Origin of the sequence: Vibrio sp. STUT-A16 (assembly GCF_026000495.1) — a bacterium.
In the GTDB taxonomy this organism is placed as follows: domain Bacteria; phylum Pseudomonadota; class Gammaproteobacteria; order Enterobacterales; family Vibrionaceae; genus Vibrio; species Vibrio diabolicus.
On the sequence record NZ_AP026765.1, the window covers coordinates 2,263,594 to 2,287,597 of the forward strand.

Annotated in this window: 24 protein-coding genes, 1 riboswitch and 1 other annotated feature; of the genes, 6 read left to right on the plus strand and 18 right to left on the minus strand. The window is 43.6% G+C overall.

The genetic code is table 11. The annotated features are described in order from the left end of the window. Positions 1–13 precede the first annotated feature (13 nt). Together hisD and hisG are read right to left on the minus strand one after the other, a co-directional pair. A complete protein-coding gene (gene hisD, locus OO778_RS10810; protein ID WP_005390871.1) occupies positions 14–1,306 on the minus strand; it encodes a histidinol dehydrogenase in 1,293 nt (430 codons plus the stop codon). A 5-nt stretch (positions 1,307–1,311) separates the two neighbouring features. After that, positions 1,312–2,208, minus strand: coding sequence for an ATP phosphoribosyltransferase (hisG, locus tag OO778_RS10815; RefSeq protein WP_005390869.1), 897 nt, complete (start codon positions 2,206–2,208; stop codon positions 1,312–1,314). A gap of 53 nt (positions 2,209–2,261) precedes the next feature. Beyond that, positions 2,262–2,399: a sequence feature (His leader region), on the minus strand. Between the two features lie 365 nt (positions 2,400–2,764). Here hisG and OO778_RS10820 point away from each other — a divergent pair. Then, complete coding sequence (locus OO778_RS10820; protein ID WP_005390867.1) at positions 2,765–3,718, plus strand: sigma-54 dependent transcriptional regulator; 954 nt, start codon at positions 2,765–2,767, stop codon at positions 3,716–3,718. 326 nt (positions 3,719–4,044) lie between these two features. On the opposite strand, the gene tet(35) is transcribed toward OO778_RS10820, so the two are convergent. Further along, the gene (tet(35), locus tag OO778_RS10825) at positions 4,045–5,646 is read right to left on the minus strand and encodes a tetracycline efflux Na+/H+ antiporter family transporter Tet(35) (RefSeq protein WP_046874775.1); all 1,602 of its coding nucleotides are present in this window, start codon (positions 5,644–5,646) and stop codon (positions 4,045–4,047) included. A gap of 109 nt (positions 5,647–5,755) precedes the next feature. Further along, a riboswitch (Lysine riboswitch) is annotated at positions 5,756–5,938 on the minus strand. Positions 5,939–6,520: 582 nt separating this feature from the next. Between tet(35) and OO778_RS10830 the strand changes: the two genes are divergently transcribed. After that, a complete protein-coding gene (locus tag OO778_RS10830; protein WP_264909771.1) occupies positions 6,521–6,928 on the plus strand; it encodes an H-NS family nucleoid-associated regulatory protein in 408 nt (135 codons plus the stop codon). Between the two features lie 127 nt (positions 6,929–7,055). Here OO778_RS10830 and OO778_RS10835 read toward each other — a convergent pair whose 3' ends face one another. Both OO778_RS10835 and OO778_RS10840 read right to left on the minus strand, forming a co-directional pair. After that, entirely contained in the window at positions 7,056–8,360 is a 1,305-nt protein-coding gene (locus OO778_RS10835) for an inosine/guanosine kinase (RefSeq protein WP_005390861.1), read from the minus strand. A 117-nt stretch (positions 8,361–8,477) separates the two neighbouring features. Next, the gene (locus OO778_RS10840) at positions 8,478–8,747 is read right to left on the minus strand and encodes a hypothetical protein (protein WP_005390859.1); all 270 of its coding nucleotides are present in this window, start codon (positions 8,745–8,747) and stop codon (positions 8,478–8,480) included. Positions 8,748–8,935: 188 nt separating this feature from the next. On the opposite strand from OO778_RS10840, the gene mnmA reads away from it, so the two are divergent. From mnmA to purB, 3 genes are all read left to right on the plus strand, one after another. Beyond that, the gene (mnmA, locus tag OO778_RS10845; protein ID WP_005390857.1) at positions 8,936–10,060 is read left to right on the plus strand and encodes a tRNA 2-thiouridine(34) synthase MnmA; all 1,125 of its coding nucleotides are present in this window, start codon (positions 8,936–8,938) and stop codon (positions 10,058–10,060) included. Positions 10,061–10,070: 10 nt separating this feature from the next. Continuing rightward, on the plus strand, positions 10,071–10,688 hold the full coding sequence (gene hflD / locus OO778_RS10850) for a high frequency lysogenization protein HflD (RefSeq protein ID WP_046874772.1): 618 nt from the start codon (positions 10,071–10,073) through the stop codon (positions 10,686–10,688). 147 nt (positions 10,689–10,835) lie between these two features. Further along, positions 10,836–12,206, plus strand: coding sequence for an adenylosuccinate lyase (purB, locus tag OO778_RS10855; protein ID WP_005390853.1), 1,371 nt, complete (start codon positions 10,836–10,838; stop codon positions 12,204–12,206). A 115-nt stretch (positions 12,207–12,321) separates the two neighbouring features. Here the strand turns inward: purB and OO778_RS10860 are convergent, their stop codons facing one another. The 9 genes from OO778_RS10860 to htpX all read right to left on the minus strand — a co-directional run bounded on the left by OO778_RS10860 (position 12,322) and on the right by htpX (position 19,556). Then, positions 12,322–12,843, minus strand: coding sequence for a DUF3833 domain-containing protein (locus OO778_RS10860; protein WP_257887217.1), 522 nt, complete (start codon positions 12,841–12,843; stop codon positions 12,322–12,324). Between the two features lie 11 nt (positions 12,844–12,854). Continuing rightward, entirely contained in the window at positions 12,855–13,448 is a 594-nt protein-coding gene (locus OO778_RS10865; RefSeq protein WP_074191111.1) for a chalcone isomerase family protein, read from the minus strand. Continuing rightward, positions 13,408–13,920: a DUF2878 domain-containing protein gene (locus OO778_RS10870; protein WP_046874769.1), complete on the minus strand. Its 513-nt coding sequence runs from the start codon at positions 13,918–13,920 to the stop codon at positions 13,408–13,410. Before OO778_RS10870 ends, OO778_RS10865 begins: the two co-directional genes overlap by 41 nt. Positions 13,921–13,926: 6 nt before the next feature. Next, positions 13,927–15,183 carry a cyclopropane-fatty-acyl-phospholipid synthase family protein gene (locus OO778_RS10875; protein WP_074191110.1) on the minus strand — a complete coding sequence of 419 codons (1,257 nt, stop codon included), beginning with the start codon at positions 15,181–15,183 and terminating at the stop codon, positions 13,927–13,929. Continuing rightward, positions 15,177–15,995 (minus strand): DUF1365 family protein, encoded by an 819-nt coding sequence (locus OO778_RS10880; protein WP_074191109.1) that lies wholly within the window; start codon positions 15,993–15,995, stop codon positions 15,177–15,179. The genes OO778_RS10875 and OO778_RS10880 overlap by 7 nt, the downstream gene beginning before the upstream one ends. Position 15,996: 1 nt before the next feature. Then, positions 15,997–17,307 (minus strand): NAD(P)/FAD-dependent oxidoreductase, encoded by a 1,311-nt coding sequence (locus tag OO778_RS10885; protein WP_074191108.1) that lies wholly within the window; start codon positions 17,305–17,307, stop codon positions 15,997–15,999. A 12-nt stretch (positions 17,308–17,319) separates the two neighbouring features. Beyond that, the gene (locus OO778_RS10890) at positions 17,320–18,045 is read right to left on the minus strand and encodes an SDR family oxidoreductase (RefSeq protein ID WP_074191107.1); all 726 of its coding nucleotides are present in this window, start codon (positions 18,043–18,045) and stop codon (positions 17,320–17,322) included. Next, on the minus strand, positions 18,042–18,461 hold the full coding sequence (locus OO778_RS10895; protein ID WP_005390833.1) for a nuclear transport factor 2 family protein: 420 nt from the start codon (positions 18,459–18,461) through the stop codon (positions 18,042–18,044). Before OO778_RS10895 ends, OO778_RS10890 begins: the two co-directional genes overlap by 4 nt. Positions 18,462–18,686: 225 nt before the next feature. Then, the gene (gene htpX / locus OO778_RS10900; protein ID WP_005390832.1) at positions 18,687–19,556 is read right to left on the minus strand and encodes a protease HtpX; all 870 of its coding nucleotides are present in this window, start codon (positions 19,554–19,556) and stop codon (positions 18,687–18,689) included. Between the two features lie 473 nt (positions 19,557–20,029). On the opposite strand from htpX, the gene OO778_RS10905 reads away from it, so the two are divergent. Then, entirely contained in the window at positions 20,030–20,233 is a 204-nt protein-coding gene (locus tag OO778_RS10905; protein ID WP_162860661.1) for a hypothetical protein, read from the plus strand. Positions 20,234–20,310: 77 nt separating this feature from the next. Here OO778_RS10905 and bioD read toward each other — a convergent pair whose 3' ends face one another. From bioD to bioB, 4 genes are read right to left on the minus strand one after another with little or no spacing between them, the layout of a single operon-like run. Continuing rightward, entirely contained in the window at positions 20,311–20,997 is a 687-nt protein-coding gene (gene bioD / locus OO778_RS10910) for a dethiobiotin synthase (RefSeq protein ID WP_074191106.1), read from the minus strand. Further along, on the minus strand, positions 20,994–21,800 hold the full coding sequence (bioC, locus tag OO778_RS10915) for a malonyl-ACP O-methyltransferase BioC (RefSeq protein WP_074191105.1): 807 nt from the start codon (positions 21,798–21,800) through the stop codon (positions 20,994–20,996). Before bioC ends, bioD begins: the two co-directional genes overlap by 4 nt. Then, a complete protein-coding gene (gene bioF, locus OO778_RS10920) occupies positions 21,800–22,951 on the minus strand; it encodes an 8-amino-7-oxononanoate synthase (RefSeq protein WP_074191104.1) in 1,152 nt (383 codons plus the stop codon). Before bioF ends, bioC begins: the two co-directional genes overlap by 1 nt. Then, positions 22,938–23,990 (minus strand): biotin synthase BioB, encoded by a 1,053-nt coding sequence (gene bioB, locus OO778_RS10925; RefSeq protein WP_012841957.1) that lies wholly within the window; start codon positions 23,988–23,990, stop codon positions 22,938–22,940. The genes bioF and bioB overlap by 14 nt, the downstream gene beginning before the upstream one ends. Positions 23,991–24,004: the final 14 nt, after the last annotated feature.

Here is a 24,004-nt window from a genome sequence, read left to right on the forward strand (position 1 = left end):
TACTCTCTTATTCTTACTTACTTGCTAATTTTTCTACACGGATAGTAACAGCACGTTTGTGGGCGTCCAGACCTTCTGCTTCAGCCATGGTGACAACCGTTGGCGCAAGATTTTTAAGACCGTCAGCTGAAAGCTCTTGAACCGTCATTCGTTTAGAAAAATCAGCCAAACCTAAGCTTGAATATGTCCGTGTATAACCGTAAGTAGGAAGAACGTGGTTAGTGCCCGATGCGTAATCACCTGCAGATTCAGGCGACCAATCACCAAGGAAGATCGAACCTGCGTTGTCTAATAGAGGCAGAAGCTCGCGTGGGTTCTTAGTCTGAACAATTAAGTGCTCAGGGCCATAATAATTAGAAATAGAGATCGCTTGGGTGATCGATTCAGCAATAATGATTAAACTCGATGCGAGCGCTTTTTCTGCAATCTCTGAACGAGACAACTCTTTCAATTGACGACGAACGGCATCTGTCACCTGATCTGCAATAATGGCTGATGGCGTCACAAGTACAACTTGAGAGTCAGGTCCATGCTCTGCCTGACTTAGAAGGTCCGCCGCAATAAAATCTGGGTCCGCTGTTTCATCCGCAATCACAAGAACTTCCGAAGGACCCGCTGGCATATCAATCGCTGCGCCACGGAAATCATTGCTCACCTGACGCTTTGCTTCCGTCACGTAAGCGTTACCCGGGCCAAAAATCTTATCAACTTTTGATACGGTCTCTGTACCATATGCCATTGCAGCAACAGCTTGACCACCACCGACGTTGTACACTTCATCAATGCCACACAATTTTGCTACGTAAAGGATCTCGTCAGCGATTGGAGGCGGAGAGCAAAGCACAACTTTACGACAGCCAGCAATTTTCGCAGGCACGCCCAGCATCAAAACCGTCGATGGCAATGGCGCGCTACCACCAGGAATGTACAAACCCACTTTTTGAATTGGACGTGTTACCTGTTCACAAAGCACACCCGGTTGAGTTTCGACTTTAATTGGCTGTGGCTTTTGCGCTTTGTGGAATTTAGAAATATTGGCATAAGCTTGCTCTAATGCGTTTTTCATTGATTCAGACAAGCGCTCTGAAGCGGCTTTAATTTCCTGAGAAGAAACACGAATGGACTCAGGTTTAACGCGATCAAACTTTTCTGTCAGCTCGTTGAGAGCAGAGTCGCCTTCATTTCTAACTTTAGCGATAACCTCAGACACTGCTGCAGTGATATTTGCACCTTCTGCAATAGCAGGACGTTCTAAGATCGAATCTTGCTGCTCTTCACTTAAAGATTGCCAAACGACTGTTCTCATGATGTTTACTCCATCATTTTTTCAATTGGTAGCACTAGGATTGAGCTAGCACCTAACTCTTTTAGCTGTTCCATGGTTTCCCAGAACAGGTTTTCAGAACTCACTAAGTGAACAGCCATTTTCTGCTTATCTGCAGAAAGAGGAAGAACAGTAGGATCCTCAGCACCAGGAAGTAGTGCTTTGATTTGATCGAGCTTTTCAGCTGGCGCGTGAAGCATGATGTACTTAGACTCTTTCGCTTGTTGTACGCCTTGCATGCGAGTCAGTAGTTTTTCAATCAGTGCTGTTTTGTCCGCATCAAACTCACCGATACGTTGAATCAGCGTCGCTTTAGATTTAAAGATCACTTCCGCTTCTTTTAAGCCATTCGCTTCTAACGTTGCGCCAGTCGATACCAAATCAGCAATAGCGTCAGCTAGACCTGCGCGAGGTGCAACTTCTACAGAGCCAGTTAGCATACATGTGGAGAATGGAACGCCTGCTTCATCCATGTAAGCTTTCAGGAGTTGAGGGTAAGTTGTGGCAATACGCTTACCAGCTAAGTCTTGTGGACCGTTGTACTCTTCATCCTTGTCGATAGCGATAGACAAACGACAACCGCCAAAGTCAAGTCGACGAAGTTGTACAAACTCACATGGTTCACCCAGAGCTTTACGATCTAGACGAACTTCTTCCAATTCATTTTCACCAATGAAACCTAAGTCAACAACACCATCCATAATCAGACCAGGGATGTCATCGTCACGAACCAAAAGCAAATCAATTGGCATGTTCTCCGAGTGAACCACTAAACGCTCACCCATTACATTAAATTTTACGCCGCACTGTTTTAGCAGAGCTTGGCTCTCTTTACTAAGGCGACCTTTTTTCTGAATTGCGATTCTTAAGCGTTGTGTTTGCATTGCTTTTTCCCTGTGCAAGATTTTGATATATAAGTAATTTTTGAATTAATAAAACTAAAAAACCCTCGAGAGATTGGAGTCTCCCGAGGGTTTAAAATCTGCTTTTACTTTGATTTCACCTCCGGGAGTTTCCTGCCTCCCGGGTATGCGTACATCGCCCGAAAGACTAGATTGGGTGATGATGGTGATGAATGTTCATTACAAAATTACGCATACTTATTTAAGGCTCTATTGAGTTGCTTCGTTAGTAACCACACTAACCAAGGATTCTATATTTTTCAATACTGAATTTAGCATTTTCTAACTATTTTTTATAATTACTTGATTTTAAAGGATTTAAATTTAATTTCAGTTGAGTATCTGGGTAGAAATTAAGTTTCTATTCAACCCTATTCTTAAAGAAAAAGAAGAATAGTATGAATTTTCATCAAAACAACTATTTAGATCTCACCGCCCTTAGTAATTGACATCATTCTCAATAAAGAGACATCCGCTCACGTTTGAGACGACTCATTCAAAACTATTATTTTAGTGGGGCAAAAAATAGTGATTAACCATGAAACTGCGTAACGGTAGTAACAAACAAGCTGTGGATTTCAGCGATACAACACTATACCCATTAATCGGCAATAGTGCATGTATCCAAGAACTTCGCACGGCAATCCAAAAGTACGCTCAATGTGATGCTGAAGTACTCATTCAGGGTGAAACAGGGGTGGGCAAAGGTCTCTGTGCTCGTCTTATTCATCAGTTGTCGAACAGACACTCGGCGCCTTTTGTTGAAGTTAACTGCGGCGCAATTCCAAGTGGTCTTATTGCGTCAGAACTTTTCGGTCACGAAAAAGGAGCATTTACAGGAGCGATTTCAGATCGTATCGGTTTTATTCAAAAAGCGCATAAAGGTACCCTATTCCTAGATGAGATTGGTGATATGCCGCCGGATCTACAAATCCACCTTCTGCACTTTTTAGAGAGTAAGCAAATCCATAAAGTCGGCGCTGATAAATTCATTGACGTGGACTGCAGAGTCATTGCTGCGAGCCACGTGGATTTGAAAAATGAGGTTGTACAAGGCGGATTCCGTGAAGATTTATTCTATCGGCTTAATATCTTGCCATTAACTATTCCTCCACTGAGAAAGCGTGGGAAAGATATCCTTATGTTATCAGAACACTTCTTAACAGATTTGTCTCATGGTCAGGTACAAAAAATGTCGGATAAAGTGAAAGCCAAGCTCCTCAAGCATCGTTGGCCAGGTAACGTAAGAGAACTGCGGAATGTAATCCAACGAGCGATTGTCATGTGTGAAGATCACACGCTTCTCGTCGCTGACTTGGGCCTTGATAATAATGAAAGGCAATTACTCCCTTCAGTGGACCAAATTGATCTCGACTACCTACTGCAAGCTATCGAAGAAAATAAGCACAATATGAGTGCGGCTGCACGTCATCTTGGTATTTCAAGAACAACGCTTTATCGTCTAATAAAGAAATACAACTTAAATGTTTAGTTGCTGTACAGGTGTAACGTGACACTGTGTAACAGACAACTCATCATATATCATTTACTTAGCCCCTCATCATAAACCTCTTGATATTACCGCCTTTAAAATCAACAACTTAAACTAGGCATAGTCTTTGCTTAGAGCTAAGAAGAAGTCGGTTGATAGATTTTCTATCACAGCACAGAAAGGAGTGCTCAGAACACAAATAGCTCGCTTTTAACACGAAACGATTATCCCCAAAAACGCGATTGCCCCCCTCACCTAAATCGCGTTAAAAAAAAGCTCCGCTAAATTTAGCGGAGCTTCCTCTTTATTAAAAATACTGAGCTGTACTAGACATTTTGGCACGATGCCATTTTAGACTTCGACAACCAAGAAAGTGCTCCACATACAATAATAAATGTGATTGATGCAGCGATGAATGAGAATGCAATTGACGCAGTCATTCCCAAAGTAATGAAGCCAACACAGGAAACTAGCGCCACGGACAATGCATAAGGCAACTGGGTCGATACGTGATCAATATGATTACAACGTGCACCAGTCGACGACAGAATAGTGGTATCGGAGATAGGTGAACAATGGTCACCAAAAACGGCACCGGCTAAAACTGCACTTAGCATTGGGAGCATTAGCGCAAGATCGGTTGCACCAGCCATATCACCCGCGATTGGAAGCATAATGCCGAACGTACCCCAAGAAGTACCTGTTGAAAATGCCATTAGACCAGACAACAAGAATAGGATAACCGGTAGCCAATGTGGATTGATATTGCCCTGAGCCATTGTAGAAAGGTAAGAACCCGTCTTCATGTCACCGATAACCGAACCGATAGTCCAAGCAAATACTAGGATTAGAATCGCTCCAAACATAGACTTAGCACCAATCCAAAGTGTGCGTGCAATTTCACCCATTGGAAGACCTTGCTTCACAACAGTAAATAATGCGACAGCTAAGCCAAGCAAGCTACCGTAGATTAGTGATGTGCCTACATCTGTATTTTCAAACGCACCTAGAAGCGCAAACTCTTTGCCGTCAGCAACCAATGCTTGGCCACCCGTGTAAAGCATAGAAGCGATAGTCGCAATAATCAGCGTCACGATAGGAAGTACCAAGTCTGACACTTTACCCTTTTCGCTTTCACGGATATCTAGCTCTTCGTTTAGATCATGCGCTTCTTGCGAGTCGTTTTCTTTGTCTTTATCAAAGCCGCGGCCTTGAGATGCAGAGATTTCATGCTCACGCATCTTACCGATATCGAGGCCAAACCACGCCACAGCAAACACCATAAGCAGTGCAAAAACTGCGTAGAAGTTCATTGGAATAAGACGAACGTACGCGCCAAGAGCCGAATACTCAGTGATCCCATGTGAGACTAAGATACCGCCGATAATCGTAATAATGTAAGCACCCCAGCTAGAAGCAGGCATGATCACACACATTGGTGCAGCAGTTGAGTCTAGAATGTACGCAAGCTTCGCGCGAGACACATAAAAACGATCGGTTACTGGACGAGAAATGGCACCAACAGCAAGACTGTTAAAGTAATCGTCGACAAAAATGAATACGCCTAAAAAGGCAGCAAGAAGTTTGGAGCCGCGTTTACTCTTTACTCGAGATTGTGCCCATTCGGCAAATGCACGAGTACCACCAGATAGCGTTAATAACGCAGTTGTCATACCTAATAAGATTAGGAAACCAACAATGCTCATGTTCCAAGTGTTAATTCCGCCATCTTCAATAAAGACAGAAGAAACTTGAGAACTCACGTAACTAACGGTATCACCGATAGACCAGCTATTAAGTAGAACCGCACCCAGCACGATACCTACACCTAAGGAAACTAATACACGTCGAGTCAGAATCGCCAAAGTCAAAGCGACAATAGGTGGCAATAATGAAACAGGAGAACTAGAAAAATCTATTAAATTCATGATCTTCAAAAACCAAAGTTTGGCTAGAGATCTACTGCAGACAAGTCACGTAGCATACGATACGTGCTCATGTTGAACTTAGCGACAGGGAAGCGAACACTCCACCCAACCCTACAGTAGCGCTCCATAGTTTAATGTGAATATATACTATGGCAGTGTTGTTCCTTTCAGATACAACCCCAGCAAGTAACTTTGATGAGTTACTTACTTCGGCAATCTTCGCCTTCCACTATTATTCATTGGCATCACCCCAATAATAGCTACTCTTCGAGACCGCGCCTCTACGGCAACAACAAACAATTAACCACTAACTGTACAAATTAACAACAAATTGTCTGCAATATTGCATCAGGTAGCAGCCATTGTACTTATGATGAGAGTCAATGCAACACATCAAACTAAATTAAACAAATAAATAATGACTGAGATAATTTATAAACCTTGTCTACTTCAAGTTAGTTTTGTGCAACTGAAATCACATCAATTTTGTTATTTATGAAACATTATTACTACCTTAAAAATATCATGGTTTATCTTGTATCAATAAATTAAGGATATATGACACTCCATCAAAGATGGACGCTTCATATTTTTAAGTAATAACTCAACTTTTTTTATAAAAACCAAGCTGGCTCTATCTCTATACAATAACGAGTGTTGATTTCAATTCTCATCTAATAAGATTTATTTCGAGTGTAATAATATTTATTGCTTTAAAAAAATAGCTAAATTTAAACAAAATCTTGATTTAGTATTTGCACATAAGGAAAAGATAAAGTTAAATATAAGGACTCTTTGTTTATTTATAGATTGGCATTATTTAATCGTAACGATAAAAAGTGCCCAACACATTAACCTTTTAATAGGAATCGTTATGTCAGAGCTGACTAAAACCCTTCTAAATATCCGTAGCCTTCGTGCATTTTCTCGTGAGCTGACTCTAGAACAATTGGAAGAAGCTCTAGATAAACTAACTACTGTTGTAGAAGAGCGTCGTGAAGCCGAAGAAGCAGAACGTGCAGCACAAGCTGAGCAAGAAGCTAAGCTAGCAGAGATCGCAGAGAAAATTGCTCAAGACGGTATTGACGTAGAAGCGCTTATTACTGCGCTATCTGGCGAAACTAAGACGAAAGGCAAAGCGAAGCGTGCACCTCGTCCAGCTAAATACAAATACACAGACTCAAACGGTAATGAGAAGACTTGGACTGGCCAAGGTAGTACACCTTCTGCAATTCAAGAGCAACTTGATGCAGGTAAATCTCTGGATGATTTCCTGATCTAAATCCGCGCTATTTTTAAAAGGCTCCCAATGGGAGCCTTTTTTATTTGGTTCATTACAAATAAAAAAGGCGCATTTTTTAATGCGCCTTTTACTTTAGTTATAGAATGGTTAATTAAACTACTGTGTATTAACGTTCCCAGTATGCTTCTTCTAGGCTATCTTCTCGCTCAGGAAGCCCACGTGACAAACGTGGAGAATGTTGCACGAGAACTTCGTAGCTCGCACGGTTTGCGTATTTACATACTTGAGAAAAAGAAGAGTAAGTTAAATATTCGTTACTGTGCTTGCTTGAATTAGGCACATTTTCTTTATGGTATTTATTTGCCGCCATATCATGAAGAACAGCAGATAACGCAGCATCACCTGCACCATTGGTATTCTTGATTTTTTCTGGACCACCCATATATGGCGAGATATGTGAGTACACTTTTATTGGTGTTTCACATGTGTCTTTTTTCGCCGGACGACTAAATTCATAGCGATTAAATTCAGCGATTGACCCCGGAAGTAATGGCAAAGAAGTTTCGCGCTTCGCGCTGTCTTCCGTATAACCCGCCATAAATAGGCCTACAGGCCCCGCGGTGCACAATACTAGATCTGCCCACTCCAGTGTTTTATCAGATGCAGCAAGTGGGTCTGACTCACCCGTCAGAGCTTCTGCTTCATCTTCATTCATCGCAACGACTGAAACGTTATCTCGAATGAATTCTTGCCAATATTTCGGGTCATCTTGAATAACGAACTTAGTCCCAAGAGTCAGAACAACAGGTACATCATTCTTTTTCGCGTACTCAATCGCTTTCATTGTTGCTTCAGGCATTGGGTCGCCTTCTTTACAACGTACTAAGTATGACGTTAGTACAAGCGCCGATGCATTTTTAAAGATTTTTTCTGGAATGCTATCAGGATGCAGTTGGTTCATTTGCCCTTCACTGATCGCAAAAGTACGTTCACCATCTTCTGTAATAAGAGCGAAACAACGACCGATAGCGCCATCAACACCTTGTAGGTAGTTCAAGTCCATGCGGCTTGATGTATTACAAAGGTAACGGTAGCCATAGCTGCCAATTTTGATATCCTGGCTCATCACTCCAAGCAGCGTAGAGCGATCATCTGCTAGCACAGAGTAGTTGTGTAGCGTGTTACCAATTGTGCCACCCGCATACTCATTGGTAATTAAGTTCTCTTCTTTAAGTTGCTGGTACAACTCTTCTGCTCTTTCGTCATCAATAACCAAAGAGTGACCTTTACTCAGACCGTACTTTTCAATCACATCCGTTGTAACTTTAGCTTCAATATCAACCAAAGTTTGGTCAATACCAATGATGTGAGTGCGCGTCATCTTCTTGCTTTCTTGTGCTTGGCTCACCAGCGGGTCACGAGCATGAACAGGAAAATAGTGCTTCGATTTGCGTTGTCCAGGAAATTTCATATTGTCAGTCTGAGTAAGGGGATGAAAAGGAGAACGGATTCTATACCGCTAATAATAAAGCGGCAATAAAAGCAATTATAGCAAACGTTTGCTAGCCACTTTTTTCTTCTAGACTCCTTATTCACCTTCCATAAAACTTAGATCTGGCAGTTGCTCAAGGTGCTCGCAGTAACGCTTTAGGTTGAACTCACCTTCATTTTTCATCACATCGAAAATTTCAATCGACATGGCACATGCCATCATTGCAACCGCTTCTTCTCTAGGTGTCCCTGTCATCATTAAGCGCATTAGCGTCTCTTTAACTTTTAATGGATTGCCGTCCTCAAGTTGGTTTTCAACAATTTCAATCAACTCGGCTTCTTGCATAAACTGGTTTTCTTCGGTCATTTGGACTTTCCTCTTGGATTTTTGCCAACTATGCCATATATACCTCTTCTATACTTGCGAAATTGCCCGTTCGAATTTCTGTTGAAGAAAAATGCAGCGAAACGAATTGTGATTTCGATCTCGGATCTGTCACCGGTCTGTGGATTCTGATAGAATCTGCATCCCGTTTATTTAAGTGGTGTTTAGTAATGTCTGATAACAGCCAAAAGAAAGTCATCGTCGGTATGTCCGGCGGCGTTGATTCATCTGTTTCTGCGTATCTTCTCAAGCAACAAGGCTACCAAGTAGAAGGCCTGTTCATGAAGAACTGGGAAGAAGATGACAACGAAGAATATTGTACAGCAGCAGAAGATCTTGCTGATGCTCAGGCAGTATGTGACAAGCTAGGCATTCATCTACACACCATAAACTTTGCTGCCGAATACTGGGATAACGTATTTGAGTACTTCCTTGCTGAATACAAAGCGGGTCGTACACCGAACCCTGACATTCTTTGTAACAAAGAAATCAAGTTCAAAGCGTTCCTAGAATTCGCTGATGAAGTGCTTGATGCTGACTACATTGCAATGGGTCACTACGTACGTCGCTCTTTCCCGGATAACGGTGAGAAACCAGCGATGTTGCGTGGCCTAGATGGCAACAAAGACCAGAGCTACTTTCTATATACACTAAGCCACGAACAAATTGGCCGTAGCCTCTTCCCTGTTGGTGATTTAGAGAAACCTGAAGTACGCCGTATTGCGGAAGAGCAAGGTTTAGTAACAGCGAAGAAGAAAGACTCGACAGGTATTTGTTTCATCGGTGAGCGTAAATTTACCGACTTTCTAGGTCGTTACCTTCCTGCTCAGCCTGGTAATATCGAAACGCCAGAAGGCGAAGTGATCGGTCAACACCAAGGTTTGATGTACCACACACTAGGTCAGCGTAAAGGTCTACACATCGGTGGCCGTAAAGGCGGCGGTGGTAATGAAGAGCCGTGGTTTGTTGGTGAAAAAGACCTAGAGCGTAACGTGCTAATCGCAGTCCAAGGTAAAGACCACCCGATGCTAAAATCAGAAGGTCTACTTGCGTCACAACTTCACTGGGTAGATCGTGAGCCAATTCGCGATGTTATGAAGTGCACAGTGAAAACTCGTTACCGTCAGGAAGATATTCCTTGTACAATCATCCCGATCGATGATGAAAACATTAAAGTGATCTTTGATGAACCACAAATTGCAGTGACGCCTGGTCAATCAGCAGTGTTTTATAAAGATGACGTATGTCTAGGTGGCGGCATCATCGAGCAACGCATTAAATATTCTCAAGCTTAGGAGTCGTTACGTGGCGAATACACTTTATGACCGTACTATCGCTTTCGCTGGTATTTGCCAAGCTGTCGCTTTGGTTCAACAAGTTGCGAGAAACGGGCATTGTGATCAAGATGCTTTTGAAACATCAATCAACGCTATTTTGAACACAAACCCTGCTAACACCGTTGGCGTATTCGGTCGCGAAGCCGATCTAAAGCTCGGTCTGGAGTGTCTGGTTAAAGGGATTGATAGCACCCCATCAGGCAGTGAGATCACTCGTTACATCATTAGCTTAATGGCGCTAGAGCGTAAGTTAAGCGCTCGCAACGATGCCATGTCCCAGCTTGGTGACCGTATCCAAATGGCCAAACGTCAGTCAGAGCATTTTGAGCTGCTAGATGATCAAATGATCAGCAATTTAGCAAGCATCTACTTGGATGTTGTTAGCCCTATTGGACCACGCATTCAAGTAACAGGCACGCCTTCTGTGCTGCAACAAACGGCCAGCCAACACAAAGTCCGTGCTCTACTGCTATCTGGTATTCGTAGTGCTGTTCTGTGGCGCCAAGTAGGCGGTAAACGTCGTCATCTAATTTTTGGCCGAAAGAAAATGGTCGAACAGGCTCAAATCCTGTTAGCCAGAATGTAGAATACACTGCTAGCTCGCGTTTATCGCGAGCTACTTTTTTTCGAATAAAACAAATCCAGCGCAAACGTTTGCGCAATATTCGTGACAATTGCCACAGTTATTGGTATAACGCTCACGAAATTTAGAAACCCAATTCAGGAGAACATCATGGAACTGTCAGCATTGACTGCTGTTTCACCAGTAGACGGCCGTTACGGAAGTAAGACGATTGCGTTACGCGAAATTTTCAGCGAGTACGGTCTACTAAAATACCGTACTATCGTAGAAATTCGTTGGCTACAGAAGCTAGCGGCTACTGCTGAAATTGCAGAAGTGCCAGCATTCAGCGCAGAAGCTAACCAATTCCTAGACGACCTTGCTGCTAACTTCTCTGAAGAAGATGCACGCCGTATTAAAGAAATCGAGCGTACAACTAACCACGACGTTAAAGCGGTTGAGTACTTCTTAAAAGAGAAAGTAGCAGACGTTCCTGAACTGCACGCTGTTAATGAGTTCTTCCACTTTGCATGTACTTCTGAAGACATCAATAACACCTCTCATGCGTTAATGCTAAAAGAAGCACGTGAGCAAGTGATTCTTCCAGAAATCCGTAACCTAATTGACGCTATCAAAGCACTCGCAGTTGAATACCGCGACATTCCTCTTCTATCTCGTACACACGGCCAGCCTGCTTCTCCATCTACAATGGGTAAAGAAATGGCAAACGTAGCGTACCGTATGGAGCGTCAATTCAAGCAAATCGAAAACGTTGAGATCCTAGCGAAAATCAACGGTGCAGTAGGTAACTACAACGCACACCTTTCTGCTTACCCAGAGCTAGATTGGCACAAGTTCTCTGAAGAATTCATTACAGAGTCTCTAGGCGTAACTTGGAACCCTTACACAACACAAATCGAGCCGCATGATTACATCGCTGAGCTGTTCGACGCTATCGCTCGTTTCAACACTATCCTGATTGACTTCGATCGTGACGTTTGGGGTTACATTGCATTAGGCCACTTTAAGCAAAAAACCATTGCTGGTGAGATCGGTTCTTCAACAATGCCGCACAAAGTTAACCCAATCGACTTTGAAAACTCTGAAGGTAACCTAGGTCTTGCGAACGCAGTATTCGGCCACCTAGCACAAAAGCTGCCTATCTCTCGTTGGCAACGTGACCTGACTGACTCAACGGTTCTACGTAACCTTGGTGTTGGTGTTGGCTACGCAATCATCGCTTACACTTCTACGCTAAAAGGTATCAGCAAGCTAGAAGTAAACCGTGAAGCGCTTCTTGCTGAACTAGATAAAAACTGGGAAGTACTAGCAGAGCCAGTACAAACAGTTATGCGTCGTTACGGCATCGAGAAGCCATATGAGAAGCTAAAAGAGCTAACTCGTGGTAAGCGTGTAGACGGCGAAGCAATGCGCAACTTCATCGACGGTCTTGAGCTCCCTGAGCACGAGAAAGCACGTCTGAAAGAGATGACGCCCGCGAACTACATTGGTCAAGCGGTTGAGCTGACAGATAAGCTGTAATCACACCTTGATGATCTGCAATTGAAAAGGTTGACGTGAAAGCGTCAACCTTTTTAGTTAGGAAGAAATAATTTCGGTTATTTGGTAGTAATGCAGAGGATAAACCTCTCAACTATTATGGCTGTTTTTGGAAGAATAAGGTTATTGTCCCGACCTCTATACCAAACTTTTTAATTTTGGTGAGGTTGAAAACATGCTTCTCGTCCTGACGATAAAGCCAATCATCAAAAGCGACCGTTACTGTTGAGTCATCCATTTGCAACTCAAAGTCATACCGCCACTGCAACGCATTGCCTTGCTCAGCCCCTGTTGCTACACCAATAATATCCTCTGCTTTACCTTCATAGCGTCCATCTTCTAATTTGGTAATAACCCAAATTCGCTGGTCAACTTCTCCATCATCAAACACAAAGTCTTCCACCAGCGTCAACGTGTTACCTTCCACAGTACCCACGATGTCGACTTCAAAACGACGAGTTTGTTGTTCAGTGTAATCTTGGACCATCCCCCACGCCTTTGTTTCGCCTTCAAAATAGCCGAATAAATCAAAAGTCGGTGTAGATGATTGATAATGATCGATATCCGCTGAGCATGCTGAAAGTAAGGCCGCAGCAGCCAAGGCGACTGATTTTAAAATTCGTTTAAGCACTATCTAACCTGCCCTATTAATTGTTTTCGAAGTTTTGGGAACTCTGTATTAGGTGACAACCATATAGACAAAAACGCATCGTTCATTCGCTCATCTTGAACGAAGCCGACTGTCTTGATTTGTGCAATGCCAGCTTGTCGGTAAAGAAGCTGACCAGTTTTACCATCGGTTAAGTAAGTAAGCTCATCCCCTTTTTTTATATCGGGAAACATACGGTTTAGCTCACTGATCCAACTTTTTCGATATGATTCAGTAAAACCAAGTTTTGCCCATTGCTCATCAGTTACATCAAGCAACTGCTGCTTGCTGATGTCTCTTTGATAGTTAATTTCCAATGCCAGAGGGTGTGGTGATACATCGCCATTTACAATAAACTTTCCATCAGGTGCGCTTAGTCGAGACTGATATATATCGAAGATGAACCATGTGAGTTGTGCCTCACCGACGGTTTTCCACCCCTTCCAACTCGACATCTTATCTGCGTTTTCACTGTTTCCAACTGGCTGAGCTTGTAGAGCAAAGGAGCCCATAACTACTAGAGAAGCAACTACCTTAATCAGCCTCTGGGTTAAATCTCTCTTCAAGCTTTTCATATCCGTATACCTTGAGTATCAAAAGCGTCATGGCAAACCATTCAGCAAATAGAATGACCAACGTAACGCTGGTATTAAATCCATATTCAACGACTTGGAGCTTGTAACCGGCGTAGTAACTGACGGTTCCTCCAACGCCACCTACAATTGATACGTAGATTTTTGGGAAACGGTACAAAACAGGCTTGAGCTGATAGGCATACCAAGAGAACAGAACCCAAAGGCACAACAACCAAATGGGTAACCATTGTGTTGGAAAGACAAAAACAGAAAACTGTTGATTGAGCGTATCGAGCACTACACCCGCCAAAACGATACTCGCGATGTGCTTCAAGGCAGAAGCGTCCGTCCTCCAACAATAGACAAGAGTAATAAATGTTAAGATCAGTGTTAGCCACTGCCATTGATAGGTCCCAAGCACTGCAGAGAACCAACAGAGCTGGAACCATGTAGAGGCAATCAGCAACTTCATAACGGTTTAAGGTCGCTGGAATGTCATGTGAACGGCACTGATACTTCGAGCTAAAAACCCACCTTCACAATAACTAAGGTAGTAGCGCCACATGCGGACAAAGCGGTCGTCATAACCGAGAGAGCGTACGTGATCTTCAGCTTGATTAAATCTAGAGTGCCACTCGCTCAAGGTTTTCGCATAGTCCAGACCAATATCAAATAAGTCTCTCACCACCAAGTCACTGTATTTGGTCGCAGCTTGAGTTAAAGATGTAACCGAAGGTAAGAACCCACCTGGAAAGATGTATTTCTGGATAAAGTCAACGTTGTTACTGTAGTAATCATAACGCTGGTCAGCGATAGTGATGGCTTGAATTGCCATTAAACCACCCGGCTTGAGTAATGATTGGCATTGCTTGATGTAGGAAGGCAAAAATTGTTTTCCAACCGCTTCGATCATTTCTATCGAGACTAACTTATCGTAGTGACCCGAAAGGTCTCGATAGTCTTGTTTTAATAGAGTGATCTTGTCGCCCAAATTTCGCTCTCTAATTTTTTGTTCAGCGTAAGCATGCTGCTCTTCAGAAATCGTCGTTGTCGTTACATGACAACCATATTGCTCTGCCATGTAAATGGCCATAGCCCCCCACCCTGTACCGATCTCAATCACTCGATCGGATGGTTGAAGCTCAAGTTGCTGGCACAAACGATCCATTTTGTTGATTTGCGCTTGTTCCAAAGTATCGTTGTCTTGCACATATAAGGCCGATGAGTACAGCATGTTGTCGTCTAAAAATGACTCGTACAAATTGTTGCCCAAGTCGTAATGCGCATGAATGTTTTTACGAGAGTTCTCTTGAGAGTTGCGGTTGCTCCAATGACTGAACTTGTACAGTATTTTAGTCAGCCAACTTCCTTTCTCTTCAAGTTTATCTAGCGCTCGCATATTGAGAGCCATAAGTTTCATTAACGAGGTTAGATCCGGGCTGTCCCACCAACCATCCATATAAGCCTCACCCGCCGCAATGCTGCCACCTTGCAAGATTCGCGAGTAAAAGCCAGGATGCTTTACCTCAATCGTCGCCACAACAGGCTGACCGCTGTATTCACCGTTGGGCGCATTAAAGCGCTCGCTTCTTTCTTTCGTTTCCGTCTTAAAGCTTTCAATAACAGTTAAGCAGCCGATTTCCATTTTTTGCAGACATTGAAAAATAACTCCGCGAGCCGCCTTTTGTGTTGTCGTCAATTTGCGCGGCAATGTCATAGAACTGGTATTTAACATGCAGAATTCTCCTTGTGCTTTTTATTTTTTTTGTCTGTTTTTTTAGTGTCGGCTTCTATTTCGTCGTGTGTTGAATATTTAGGATGAGAATAAAAAGGCGCGCCTTTCACCCAAAGTTTTAATGCGTGCCAATAAATACCAACCATTACTTTTACCGTCTGTATTGGCGTAACGATCAAACACTTCAATAAGCTTTTGCTCGAAAACACTTGAGCTTTCATTGTCATCGTCGCATCAAAGTGCTTTTCGCTTTTGTGGCATTCAAGATGAATCCTTAACTTGTCCGTCAGTGGTTTAATCTTCCAGTGATACTGTTGGTCAATCGGATTAAACGGAGAAACATGAAAGGCTTTCTCTTGTTCCCATCCAAAGTTTTCATCGTTTTGCTCAGCAGCGACTGCGTAGTAATGACGCTCGTTCCAAGGTGTATTGCTGACTTCAGCTAAGAGGTATTTCCATTCCCCTTCTTTGTTATAAACGTAGTAGAAATTCACCGGACTAAAATAAAGTCCTAAATAGCGCAAATGACAAACAGCGATGACTTTGCCGGTACAACGAACACCTGTTAACTCTTCAATTTTGTCGTGTACGGCCACCTTTAAGCAGCCCTCACCAACATAGTCACTGCGTTTAAAGCGTGCCCAATGCCACCAACGAGAGCCAAAACCCCAAACTTTTTCCTCTAGTTTTTTTAGCTCATCGACGTCAATAGCTGGCATAAACAATGAGTAGTTCAATTCATGTTTTATCGGCGTGAACCTGCGATGTCGAACGTTGCCAACAAACAACTGGCTGTTCATTTGGCTATCCATATCACGCTGCACCTTTTTCTAAGTTGACAGCAGTTTGAACGCGATATTTCTCTTCAAGCCCTTTCACTACGTCCAATGCGCTGCGAACGCCATCCTCGTGGAAACCGTTGTACCAATAAGCGCCGCAGAACCAAGTATTGTTCAGCCCTTGCACCTCTTCTTTACGTTGCTGTGCAGCGATAGAGTCGGTGGAGAACACTGGATGGTGATAGGTAAACGTCCGTAATACTTTGCTCGGTTCGATCTGCTCAGTGCTATTTAGCGTGACACAGAATGTGTGCTCAGATTGAACATGTTGGAGAATATTCATGTTGTAAGTAAGCGAAGGGAGACGTTGCTGTTCGTCTTCACTGCCCTCCAGTAGGTAGTTCCACGAAGCCCACGCCGCTTTACGCTTTGGAAGTAAACTCGTATCAGTGTGAAGCACCACTTCATTCGCTTGATAAGCCATATTACCCAGCACCTCTTGCTCGACTGGGCTAATGTCACCTAACATGTTCATCGCTTGATCACTGTGACAAGCAAAGATGACATCATCAAACCAATGCATTTCACCGTTGACTTTTAAACCCACACCATTCTCACTACGTAGCACTTTTTCTACCGGACTATTGAGTCGAATTTTATCGATAAAACCTTGAGTCAAAGGTGGAATGTACTCACGAGAGCCACCTTTAATTACATACCATTGCGGCCTGTTAGTAACATCAAGCAATCCGTGATTTAAGAAAAAGCGAAGGAAAAACATCAGCGGAAATGCGCGCATGTCCGCTAAAGTCGAAGACCAAATTGCAGCGCCCATCGGCAAAATGTAGTTATCTGAAAAGAAAGTACTGAAGTTGTGCTCATCAAGAAACTCACCTAGCGTCTGAGAATGACTCGATTGTTTGCTAGCGACGCTTTTGGCAAGTTTGTTGAAACGAAGGATCTCGAAGATAAAACGATAGAACTTAGGATTTACCCAATTACGCTTTTGAGCAAATAATGTCGACACGGTGTGACCGTTATATTCCAAACCATTGCCGTCGTTTCTTACACTAAAGCTCATCTGGGTTGGCAATCCTTCGACACCAATCTCGTTCATCATTTTGATGAAATTAGGATAAGTGCGATCGTTGTAAACGATAAAGCCCGTATCAATCGCATATTCTTTACCATCGAGTTTTACATCCACCGTCGCGGTGTGCCCGCCAATGTAATCGTTAGCTTCAAATACGGTGACATCGTGCTCTTTATGTAGATAGTAACCACACGTAAGGCCAGAAATTCCGGTCCCCACAATCGCTATCTTCTTTCTTCCTGCTGTTTTCATTTTTATTCCTTCTTATGACACGAGTTTAGCAGTTAGGCGAGCTTGCCAACTGTATGGAAGTAACGAGATAAAACGTAAAATACTGGTAAACCTCGCGGGGAAATAGATGTGAGTCTTGTTGGCAGCCAACTGTTTTCTGATAGAGTTGGAGGCTTGCTGCGTAGAAATAATCATCGGCATTTCGAAGTCATTTTTGTCAGTTAACGGGGTTTCCACAAAGCCTGGGAACACGGTCACCACTTGAATGCCCTTCTTCTTCAAATCAACAGCTAATGTGCGAGCAAAGTAGCTCACAGCAGCCTTAGAAGCGCCGTAGGCTTCAGCCCTTGGTAACGCGACTTCTGAAGCAATAGAACCCACGATAACGATGCGATGCCCTTTATCTAAGTGTGGTTGGCAACCTTCTACGCAGTTGGCAACACCAACGACGTTTACATTCATCACACGCGCCATGAGTTTCGCGTCAACCACACCGTTGTCCATATACTCACAATCCCCTGCATTAAAAACCCAGGTACTCGGCGTGAAAGGCAAACTGGATAGCGCCTGCTGAGTTTGTTCATGGTTTGTCACGTCAAACTGCAATGTATGGATATTAGAAGAAGCAGCCCTCAATTCAGCAAGAACGTCTTTGTTTCGCCCACAAGCAATAACGCTCCAATCAGAGTTCGCGTAATCTAAAGCCAGTTGCTTCCCTATTCCGGAGGTAGCGCCAGTGATTAAGATAGTATTGTTCATTGTCCTAACCTCTGCTTGATGGTTTTTACGACTGAGCCAAGTAAAGGTAAGTTTTCGTAAAGCATTTCTCCGAGATCAAAGTAATCTCGGTGATAAATAACTTGGCCTTCGCTGAATTTAAGATGCGACACACCATTAACGAGAATAGGTGCACCTTTTTGAAGTTTGGGATGCTGAAGATCCATGGTCCACGTTAGGAAGCCAGTATCTCCGACTTGTTGATGTTCGTGGATAACAAAGTCACAGCTTATGACGTTGGCATATAATGATGTGAAGTAATCTGAAAGTGCAGGCCACCCCTCTAAACGATGGGCAGCATCTTCAAAGACGACATCTTGGTGATATACGTCTTTAAGCAGATGTAAGTTCGCTTTATTCAGCTTTTGATAGATATTGCCAACAGACTGTATGTCCATGTGTTTACTCCTACATGCCCATCAAGTTGTACAAAATTATTATATGTACAAGATAGTTCATTCTTTAAAAGTTGTACAAAAATTATTTTGTATAACTTTGTTTCTGTAGGTAGATACGTGATGAATCTCGCAAGCGATCAATCGATCAAAAAAAAGGCTTGGTCAAAACCAAGCCTTTTCAGGAAATTAACGATTACTTTCGTGTGCGCTGTCAGTTTTTTACAACTAGTATTGCTGACTACGTAACGCTGCAATACGTTTATCTAGCGGAGGGTGGCTCATCAGTAGCTCAGTCAATGACTGCTTGCCATTGATACCGAATGCCATCATTGTGCCATCAAGTTGAGATTCGTGACTCATCTTCAAACGTTCCAATGCCGCGATCATTTTCTCTTTACCAACTAAGTGAGCAGCACCTGCGTCGGCATGGAATTCGCGATGACGGCTGTACCACATGGTAATAAAGCTTGCTAAGAAACCAAACACTAGCTCAAGCACCATAGATACACCGAAGTAAACCATCATGTTTGTACCTTGACCTTCTTCATCATCGTTCGATGCCACAATATTGGCGATAAAACGGGATAGGAAGATAACAAACGTGTTCACAACACCTTGCATCAATGTCATCGTGACCATGTCACCATTTGCAATATGGCTCACTTCGTGGGCCAGTACCGCTTCTGCTTCATCACGAGTCATATTGTGTAAAAGGCCAGTGGAAACCGCGACAAGAGAGTCATCTCGCTTTGCCCCCGTCGCGAATGCATTGATATCTGGTGAGTCATAAATAGCCACCGTTGGCATACCAATACCCGCTTGCTGAGCTTGACGACCCACTGTTTCGACTAACCAATGCTCAGTTTCGTTACGCGGACTTTCAATGACCATACCGCCAACCGAGCGCAGTGCCATGCCCTTTGACATCATCAACGAAATCAGTGCACCACCAAAACCAAATATGGCGGCCATAACTAGCAAACCAGAAAGACTGCCAGGTTGCATTCCAGTGGTAGCGTAAACAATATTCAGAACAACACTAAGCACTAGCACGACAGCTAGGTTAGTTGCTAGGAATAACATAATTCGCTTCATTACTTTTCTCCGAGGAAGCTTATCGTTTTTTTTAAAACGGATTGTTATAAGGAACAGGTGGTAATCGCTGTAAAAGCCAATTCCGCTAAGTTTCATGCTCCGTGCGTTATAGATATAGTCTATCCGCGATAAAAACAAGGTTAAGCAATAAATTGCAACATTTGTTTTCGAGACTGAAAGATCATGCTCAAGCGATTTCTAGGCACGTTCTGATAAAAGCCATTACCTCCATTCATATTCATTCCTTACCGTGATGAAAAGCACTTTGAATCGCACCTCATCTATCAATGGATGACCTTGATGTTAAATCTATCACCTCTAGGCAGCTTAGCTAGAAATATTTTACTAGACCAAAAACAGTATGTTAGCCCCGCTATAGACTTTGGTCTTATTGTGCGGCGACATGGACATGCTAGATTCAAGTGAGATGAACAAAACAGAGCCACTCTAAGTACATTAAAAAGGTACATTAGGTGAGCTCAAAACTTCCATGTATTGAGGGAAAAACCATGGTAGAAACTAACGACTATCAAATGGCTATTGATTTACTACGTTGTCATCTAGGCATCTCAGAGGATGAGGCGAAGCAACAACTTGGTATTTCAACCGATCATCATATGTCTCAGCGTGTTGCAGAAACTCAGCAAGCATTGATGGGGCTTAGCCAAGATAAGTAATCTGATGTTATAGATTACACCAATAAAAAAGGGCTGCATTGCGCAGCCCTTTGGTTTTTTTAGTATTTTAAACACAATCAGTCAGTATTTAGCAAAGGCTCGATATTAATGTACTTGCCTAGCTCTTTGCGCTTAGCACTTGGAATGTATGGGATTTCGCCAAGCTTAGGCGCACCGATACGCGCTTCAAGCATCTCGATAATATCAGCATAGTGCTCGGTGCCAGGGTTAACTCGGTTTGCCACCCAACCAACAAGATTCAAGCCATCCGCTTTAATACTCTCAGCCGTGAGTAAAGCATGGCTCAAACAACCTAATTTAATACCAACCACCAAGACCACGGGTAACTGCTCTACTTGTACCCAAGTAGATAAACAGTCGGTATCTGACACAGGCACACGCCAACCACCAGCGCCCTCAACGAGAACGACATCAGCTTGCTGCTTGTGTTGAGCCAGCTTTTCACTGAGGAGTTCGTATTTTATTTCGACATGTTCATGTTTTGCCGCGATGTGAGGAGAAGCAGGCAACTCTAAAGCGTATGGATTCACATCATCATAAGCGACATCGAGTGTCGCGGCCGCTTGTAAATGTAAGGCGTCAGAGTTACGCCATCCAGCTTCAGTCTTATCACTCCCTGCTGCCACTGGTTTATAACCAATAGTGTTTAGTCCTTTTGCTGCCAACGCTTGCAAAATGGCTTTAGACGCTACCGTTTTTCCTACATCAGTATCCGTACCAGCAATAAAAAAAGCATCAATCATAGATGTATTACTCCAAAACAAACCTGATAACTTGCAGGTAGAAGACCTTGATCATTTTTAAACGCTTGGTACTCATGCTCAACTTGCAACAAAGTCTCTCGACTGGTTAAACCATGTGAGCGCCCGCTTACGTGATTTGCACCTATACCTTTGAGGTCACGCATAACTGAAAATGCTGAGTCGTACCAAACTGTGATGGTGGTCAAGTCTAGTTGATGGTTGTCACATCGAGATTGCGCTAACGCAATTTTTACCTGATTGAGCGACAGAAAGTTATTGACGTGTTGATATGCATCAATTTTTTTCCATGATGCTCGCAACTCGCACAGTGACCCTTCAGCTAGGGTAGAAAAAGCCGCCTTCCCATTAGCTTTTAGTAAACGACGAACTTCTCTCAGGGGATAACTTAAATCGGCACACCATTGCAAAGCCAAGCTAGAGAATACGTAGTCGAAGCTTGTATCGTCGAAAGGCAAGTTTTCTGCGTCGGCTAGCACATAATTCATTCGTTCATTGCCACAGCGCACCATAGCTTTGCTTAGCATCTCTTGAGAGATGTCCACACAAAACACTTCAGCGCCACGCTCTTGAAGAAGTTGAGAAAAATAGCCCGTACCACATCCTAAATCCAAAACACGTTTATGAGTTAAGTCATTCGGAAGTTTGTCTAGTAAGCGATGGCCGACATCACGCTGGAAAGCGGCATGTTTGTCGTACGTGTTAGCTGCTTTACTAAAGGAAGCGGCGATCGCTTGTTTATTAGGCAGTAAGCAATCCAACTTCATTTGCTCTGCATTATCCATTACTGCGTTCCTAATGCTTGCTTCAATGCCATTGAAAGCGTTTTAACTTGTTCGTTAGTGTGATTAGCAGTGAGTGTGATTCGCAGACGAGACGTCCCTTTCGGAACTGTTGGAGGACGAATAGCAGTAACCCAAATACCGTTTTGGCGACAAGCACCTGCTACTCGCAAAGCCAAATCAGATTCACCAATCACAAACGGCTTAATCGAAGTTTGAGTCTCAACAAAGCCCTCAACGTCGCTGAGGCTATCTCGATACACTTCACTTAACTCTGTGAGCTTTTCACGTCGCCAAGGCTGCTCTTGAACCATCGAGACAGCATGCGTGAGCGCATAGGCTTGTGCCGGAGGCATCGCCGTGGAATACACATGGTGACGAGCAAACTGAGTTAAAAAATCTCCCGTTGCGTGGTCACATAAAATAGCCGCGCCAGACATACCAAACGCTTTGCCGAAAGTAACGATCAGTATCTCAGGCTTAACCGCCGCTAATTCACATGAGCCACCGCCAGATTCCCCTAGAACACCGATACCATGAGCGTCGTCTACAGCAAGCCATGCATCATGATTACCGGTGACGTCAGCGATATCAGCAAGTGGTGCACAATCACCGTCCATGCTGAATACCCCTTCAGTCACAACTAGATGGTTGTCTTCGCTATTAATCAGCGACTTCAGGTGTTCGATGTCATTGTGCTTGAAGCGCTTCATCTTAGCTGGTGACAACGCCCCCGCTTCCATCAACGAGGCATGGTTCAAACGGTCTTGGATGAGTACGTCTGATTTTTCTAGCAAGGTGAATAACAAAGCTTGGTTAGCACTGAATCCAGAGCCAAACAGGACTGCCCTTTCGTAACCCAGCCATTCGGTTAGTGCCGCTTCTAAATTGCTGTGCGCGGCACTAAAACCAGTCACCATCGGTGATGCTCCACTGCCACTACCATATACGCTTAAACCTTGCTGCCAAGCACGAACAAGCGCTTGGTCATTAGCCAAGCCTAAATAATCATTACTTGAGAAGTTGATGTAGCGTCTGCCTTCGTGTTCCAAAACGGACTGGTTACCGGCAAACACCACATTCATAGAACGATTCAACCCTTGCGTCTTACGCTCAGCAAGGGCGGACTCGATACGAGATTTAAACGCTGGCATCGTAGAAAAGGTCGTCTTTTGTCGGACGAGCAGCAACGCGCTCTACGACGCGATCCAGCAACTCGTTTTCTTCGATTTCATCAGGTTTTTGAGACACCTCTTGGCTGTTAATGCCGAGCTTGTCGAACAGCATCATGTCTTTGTCTTCTGAAGGGTTTGGCGTGGTCAGAAGCTTGCAACCATAAAAGACGGAGTTGGCACCCGCCATAAAACACAGCGCTTGCATTTGTTCGTTCATGTTTTCACGGCCAGCGGATAAACGAACGGCTGATTGAGGCATCATGATTCGTGCTATTGCAATCAGACGAATAAAGTCGAACGGCTCAACGTCGTCCACTTCTTCCAATGGTGTGCCCTTTACCTTCACGAGCATGTTGATTGGAACGCTTTCAGGGTGTACCGGCAAGTTAGCCAATTCAACCAACAAACCTGCTCGGTCGTTAGCACTTTCACCCATGCCGATGATGCCACCGGAACAGATCTTCATGCCAGCATCACGAACGTGAGACAAAGTGTCTAAACGGTCTTGGTAAGTACGTGTGGTAATGATGTTGCCGTAAAACTCAGGTGAGGTATCTAGGTTGTGGTTGTAGTAATCCAGACCAGCGGTTGCCAATTGCTTTGCTTGATCTGGCGTCAACATGCCCAATGTCATACACGTTTCTAAACCCATGCCCTTCACGCCTTTGATCATGTCGGTCAAATGCGGCATGTCACGCTCTTTCGGGTTTTTCCATGCTGCACCCATACAGAATCGAGTAGAACCAGCATTTTTGGCTTTTTGCGCAGCATCGAGTACGCGTTCTACTTCCATCAGACGCTCTTTTTCGATGTCTGTGGTGTAACGAGCACTCTGAGGACAGTACTTACAATCTTCTGGACAAGCACCTGTCTTAATCGACAGAAGCGTGCTTACTTGAACATGGTTGGTTTGTTGATATTGACGATGTACAAGCTGCGCTTCGAATAGGAGATCCATGAATGGTTTTTCCATGAGATCGCGCACTTCAGCATGCGTCCAGTTATGACGAACTTCCACGTGTATTCCTTTAG